We start from the raw sequence: 4,715 nt of genomic DNA, 5'->3' as shown, positions 1-4,715 counted from the left end.
CCCTCTATGTCTTGTTCTCATCCTTTATTGGGTTTTGAGCATGAAAATATTGACGGTGCAGACTTAACACTCCGCCGATTTAGAACCCTGAACTATTTGTGAATATGGTTCTTTAAAAACTACTTCGCACCTTGTTTAGTGCCGAGCGATCGCTTTATCTTGTAAATTTCTGGAAAAAGCCTGAATCAGAATATTTTTAAAGTATAGAACAATACAACTAAAACATAAGTATGTATGCGTTCTACTTCTATGTCCTGTTTGCGAATTAATAGCTGATGAAAGAAAGAATCTTCTCCTCTTTATCAAGCAAAAACAGATCATACGCAAAAGTCATCTCTACTAAGCTGACAAAAAACTAACTCAGCCTAGAACAATCTTGCTAAGGAATTACGTGATTACTTTCCAGTGATTTAATCTGCTCTTTTATGGTTGGGTAAGAAAAAAGCCATTTTAATCAAGCTTTTTTCCGCTTTTGCGCTGCGTTTCAATAAAAGACTCCGATAACTCTTCAAGAGTGCATCGGTAAAGACGGGTTAGCTGTAGGGTTTCACTGGGACTAAGGCTAGGAATATATGTTCCTGCCTCCCAAAATCTAATAGTAGAAACAGATTTACCTAACTCTACTGCTACCCGTTCAGCTGATAAATTAGCTTTCTCACGCAACTCCTTTAAATCCATAAAAATGAGCAACTTCAACTTAATCACCTCCTCTACATTACTTGTCTTGTTGCCTAGTCTAATCTAGTTAACTAGTCTAGTCAATAGCTAACTAGTCTAGTTAACTAGTTTTTGTAGTTGACAAGTCTAGTTAACTAGAGTATATTGATAAATATAAGGCTACAGGAACAGCAAACTGTTTGCCCCCAAACTTAATCAACGATTTGCATTCCCCGAACCATGACAGCACAATCCAAAGTGACCGCTTGATGAGTAACCGAGGCACTGGCGCAACCAGAGAAGGCAATGGGTACACAGATGGGAAATGGATTTGCACTGAATAAGAAATTACCAGCAGGACGGCGGACGACAGTTGAAGCGTTTGAAGTCGTACACGTCGCCTGATACGCTGTATCTCCTGTATTGGTATCGCTCAAGTGCCACTGGCTTTGAGTCGCAAATATATGGCTACGCCAAATCTTTTTGAGAGCGTTGTGCCAAACCACAACGTTGTTTGCACACATAACAAAGGTGATCGCTCGGTCTGGACAACTTCTGCGATCGCCTTTTCCCCTATTACGGAGATTTCCATTATGAACTATGCAACACATACACAGCAAGCAATTCCTAGTTCTTCTGTTAACGAACAAGCCCTAGCCCAAGCAGAACTAAACCACCTTCTCGAATCCCAAGCCGAAGCTGTAGCTCCAACCCAAGATCCTCTCACCAGCAGAGATCGCCGTATCATTGGCGAGATTATCGAAGTCCAACCCGAATCAGTTCGCACCATCTGGATTGAAGGCGGGATTACGGTATGGGTGCAGTTTGTGGAAGGTGGACGACTACCCTTCGACCGGGACTGGTTCGCTACAAGAGTCGCAGAGGTAAAAGCGACTCTGCCAGAAACCCGACGGGAACGTAACGAACGATTGAGCGATGAATTGGAAAAAGCCTGCACTGTTTTTGGTCTGTACCACGGTGAAATTGACTGGTTAGGTTTCAGCACCAAACTCTACCAGGACGGGCGTTTTGTTGGCTTCGTCGGGTGCAATCAACAAGATTGGTACGCTAGACCAAGACAGTACGGGGTAAATCGGGTTGCTGGCAGTGCAAAAGATGTGATTGCGTCGTTAGGAGTCCGAGCGGCAGTAGCGGCGTAAGTTGCTGAAGGTAGAAAGGGCGATTGCTGCCCCAAGACAAGAGCAATCGCCTCCAAAGCTCAATCGCTGCTTTAGAAATAATAATCATGACATAAAGTGCAGCAAGTAACCTCTTACTTCAAGTAGGTGACTGTCACGAGAGAATTCTCCTACCTGCGACTGATGCGAATGCAGAGGTGCAAGAAATCTTTAGTACTGCAAGTAAGAAAAGCGATCACAGACCTAGAGTTATGCAATCGCCTGTACAACGAAATTTATGACAATTTAAATCATCATGGCACACAGACTATGATTACCACATTTTCTCTTCAACAAACGGAATTGAAAGAGTCTCTTGAGAAGATACTCCTACCTCCAACCGACCCCAACGCAGAGGTGCAAGAAATTCTTCCCTACAAACTTGTATACGTGAATGGGGCTTGCCCCAGAGTTTATCGCGTGTACAAAGCTGATTCCATGATTGGGGTGATATTTCAACACATCACCCACTGGTCAAATGCTGTAGATAAGATTCGATACACCGAATCGGTTGATGCAGCAGTCGGACTAGACCAATTTATGAAGGTGGCAAGGATATCAACCGCGACTACAGAACAATCACCCACAGAAGAAGAGTTGCTAGATATTGAATTTGATACACTGACGAGTGACGAATGGGAGCGGTTGAAGAGATACGTCCCAACGCCAGAAACTAGGGATTTGGTAGCAGCGTAAGGAAAAAGGTGGGTCTTGACAGCCCACCCCCTCAATAAAACTATTTAGCTTCATAAATAATACCAATGGAAACCACAGAAATACTGAACCAGTTCAACTCCTGCTACCAAAAGATTCAAGCGATCGCTCAAGATGAAAATGGGTTTTTGTTGATTGCAGACAAGAAGATTGACCCAGAAGCAGCGACTCATTTGGGCGATGTTCTGCATTACTTGGGTGAGGCAATGGGGTGTGTAGAAGAAATTGTTGAGGTCAAGTTTAATCAGGACGCAGAATCATGAAATTCTATGCAACCAGTATTCCTCAAGGTTTGCCAAGTTGGGCAACTGTTATATCGAGCAACCAAACAAGCTATAACTCCACCATCAATCAACCCAAAAGATTTGCGAGTCAAAGAAGTTCGCACACTTTTAAATTATCCGTTGGACTTGGTGAAAGAATGGCTGCATTCTCGAAATGTTACGAGTCCGAGTGAGCTTGATACTACCAAGATTGATGAACTAGTGAAAACCATGTGTTTCGCTTGGGCTGGGAATAAGTTTGAACATCCAAATCATGCTGCTAACTCTTATCAGAAACACGTAATTGATGCTGTATTACGAGGTGTTTCTGAGATGGAAGCAATTCAAGCATGGATGGAGGGAGCGCTTGCACAATTGCCTGAACTGAATTGAAGGAATTACATATTCTCATAACACCGATAGGAAAACATCATGCCGAGAAAATCCACTCATCCCACCCCTGCTGACCATTCCTCATTATGCCTACAGTATCTCCGCCGTTGTGGGGGTAGCGCTCGATTGTGCAGTATCAAATTTAGTCTCTGTGTCATACAAACATTAGTGAATCGAAAGCTGGTGAAAGTGACAAATACTGGTGCAGGTTTTTTTGTAGAGTTGGATGAAACCAAATGAAGATCCATAAAGTAACTCATCAATCATCTTTGCCTTCAAACACTCGTAATAAATTAATTCTTCGTCGGACTCGAAAAAGATTTAACCCCAAAGTATTCATTGATCGCACCATAGAAACAACTGCAATCGCCTCTCTGCTGATTACTGGATTCTCTGGAGTAGGGGCAATGGGCTGTTGGGGAATAGAGATTGCTACGAGTTCTCATTACTGGCAGCAACAGAAAAGTATCTGCTTGGGTGCAATGCTGGTAAGTTTTTCTACCTTCTTAGGGACTTCTTTAGTCGGAGCAAGTTTGAGTATTCAACGAGATAAATTTTAGGGAGATAAACAACAATGGAAATCAAGTTAACTACATCAGAGATTCGGACTATCTTACAAGGGTGTCAATATACGTTGCGGCTTGTTGGGAGTAGTAAAGATTATCGCAGGCTTCAATCGTCAGAGTATTTTTCTACATCAAATGATGTGGTGCTAAATGATGCGTTTAATGTTTTAGGGGAAGTAGTCAATGCAATTGATGAGATAGAGCAAATGACCGAGCAGCAAACAGGAAGAATCTTTTGAGGAGCAACGGGCTGCTGTCTAATAGAGATTGCCAAGATTAATAGAATTTATCCCAACAACAAAGGACTAATAGGAGAAATTTGTGATGTTAACAAAGTTAAAACCAGAACCAGCAATAGAACAATACGAACTCTTGCCACTACTCGAAAAACTTCAAGGTTTGGGTATTGAATGGGAACGAGATATGCAGACTGGACGAGTCTATCTGGAATTTCCAGACGGACGGATCGAGTTTAATAATTTACTCCTACTGAAAGCTTTTGTCACTGGATGCATCAGAATGATGAAATACCCGCAGCATCTTAACTCCAAGATTGAACTGCTGGAACAAAACCATCAAGATTATGTGCAATCGCAACAGGAATTGATCCCAGAGATTGCCCAAAACTGTAACTCCTTCATTCAAGAGATTCATGCACTGCGCTTGCTGATTTATCGGGGAGCGGAGGAATGCCGAAAGTATTTGCTTACACTCCAAGTAAACCAAAGGAAGCCTCTATGAAACGCAATCAGATTGTCAAAGGAATCACTGGGATAGTTGCAGCTACTGCCATTGGGTACATTGGAGTTCAAATTTTTGGCAGAAATACAATGTATACGATTCGAATGGCACTAAGAAAAGCTCTAAGCGATGCAGGATAAGCGGTACAGATTTTAAAGCTATTGAACAGTGAAGGTCTTGGTATGGGACAGGCGAAAGTCCAG

10 protein-coding genes are annotated in these 4,715 nt (G+C 42.4%); 8 read left to right on the top strand and 2 right to left on the bottom strand.

Annotation, left to right across the window (positions count from 1 at the left end; translation table 11 throughout):
* Nucleotides 1-450: 450 nt before the first annotated feature.
* Both H6G26_RS38645 and H6G26_RS38640 read right to left on the bottom strand, forming a co-directional pair.
* Nucleotides 451-696: a helix-turn-helix transcriptional regulator gene (locus H6G26_RS38645; RefSeq protein WP_199327275.1), complete on the bottom strand. Its 246-nt coding sequence runs from the start codon at nt 694-696 to the stop codon at nt 451-453.
* A 173-nt stretch (nt 697-869) separates the two neighbouring features.
* Nucleotides 870-1,268 (bottom strand): hypothetical protein, encoded by a 399-nt coding sequence (locus H6G26_RS38640; RefSeq protein WP_190737044.1) that lies wholly within the window; start codon nt 1,266-1,268, stop codon nt 870-872.
* Between H6G26_RS38640 and H6G26_RS38635 the strand changes: the two genes are divergently transcribed.
* The 8 genes from H6G26_RS38635 (at nt 1,251) to H6G26_RS43495 (ending at nt 4,512) form a co-directional block, all read left to right on the top strand.
* Complete coding sequence (locus tag H6G26_RS38635) at nt 1,251-1,817, top strand: hypothetical protein (protein WP_190737042.1); 567 nt, start codon at nt 1,251-1,253, stop codon at nt 1,815-1,817. The two genes, H6G26_RS38640 and H6G26_RS38635, sit on opposite strands and share 18 nt — an antisense overlap.
* Before the next feature lie 168 nt (nt 1,818-1,985).
* The gene (locus H6G26_RS38630) at nt 1,986-2,531 is read left to right on the top strand and encodes a hypothetical protein (protein ID WP_242054302.1); all 546 of its coding nucleotides are present in this window, start codon (nt 1,986-1,988) and stop codon (nt 2,529-2,531) included.
* Nucleotides 2,532-2,596: 65 nt separating this feature from the next.
* Entirely contained in the window at nt 2,597-2,812 is a 216-nt protein-coding gene (locus H6G26_RS38625) for a hypothetical protein (RefSeq protein WP_190737038.1), read from the top strand.
* Between the two features lie 6 nt (nt 2,813-2,818).
* Nucleotides 2,819-3,205 (top strand): hypothetical protein, encoded by a 387-nt coding sequence (locus H6G26_RS38620; RefSeq protein WP_190737037.1) that lies wholly within the window; start codon nt 2,819-2,821, stop codon nt 3,203-3,205.
* Between the two features lie 39 nt (nt 3,206-3,244).
* On the top strand, nt 3,245-3,445 hold the full coding sequence (locus H6G26_RS38615) for a hypothetical protein (protein ID WP_190737035.1): 201 nt from the start codon (nt 3,245-3,247) through the stop codon (nt 3,443-3,445).
* Nucleotides 3,442-3,765: a hypothetical protein gene (locus H6G26_RS38610; RefSeq protein WP_190737033.1), complete on the top strand. Its 324-nt coding sequence runs from the start codon at nt 3,442-3,444 to the stop codon at nt 3,763-3,765. Before H6G26_RS38615 ends, H6G26_RS38610 begins: the two co-directional genes overlap by 4 nt.
* A gap of 14 nt (nt 3,766-3,779) precedes the next feature.
* Complete coding sequence (locus H6G26_RS38605; RefSeq protein ID WP_190737031.1) at nt 3,780-4,010, top strand: hypothetical protein; 231 nt, start codon at nt 3,780-3,782, stop codon at nt 4,008-4,010.
* An 85-nt stretch (nt 4,011-4,095) separates the two neighbouring features.
* Nucleotides 4,096-4,512: a hypothetical protein gene (locus H6G26_RS43495; protein ID WP_242054298.1), complete on the top strand. Its 417-nt coding sequence runs from the start codon at nt 4,096-4,098 to the stop codon at nt 4,510-4,512.
* The last annotated feature ends 203 nt before the right edge of the window (nt 4,513-4,715 follow it).

It is taken from the genome of Nostoc sp. FACHB-888 (assembly GCF_014696655.1).
Taxonomy (GTDB): domain Bacteria; phylum Cyanobacteriota; class Cyanobacteriia; order Cyanobacteriales; family Nostocaceae; genus Nostoc.
This window is presented reverse-complemented; position numbering and strand designations above follow the sequence as displayed.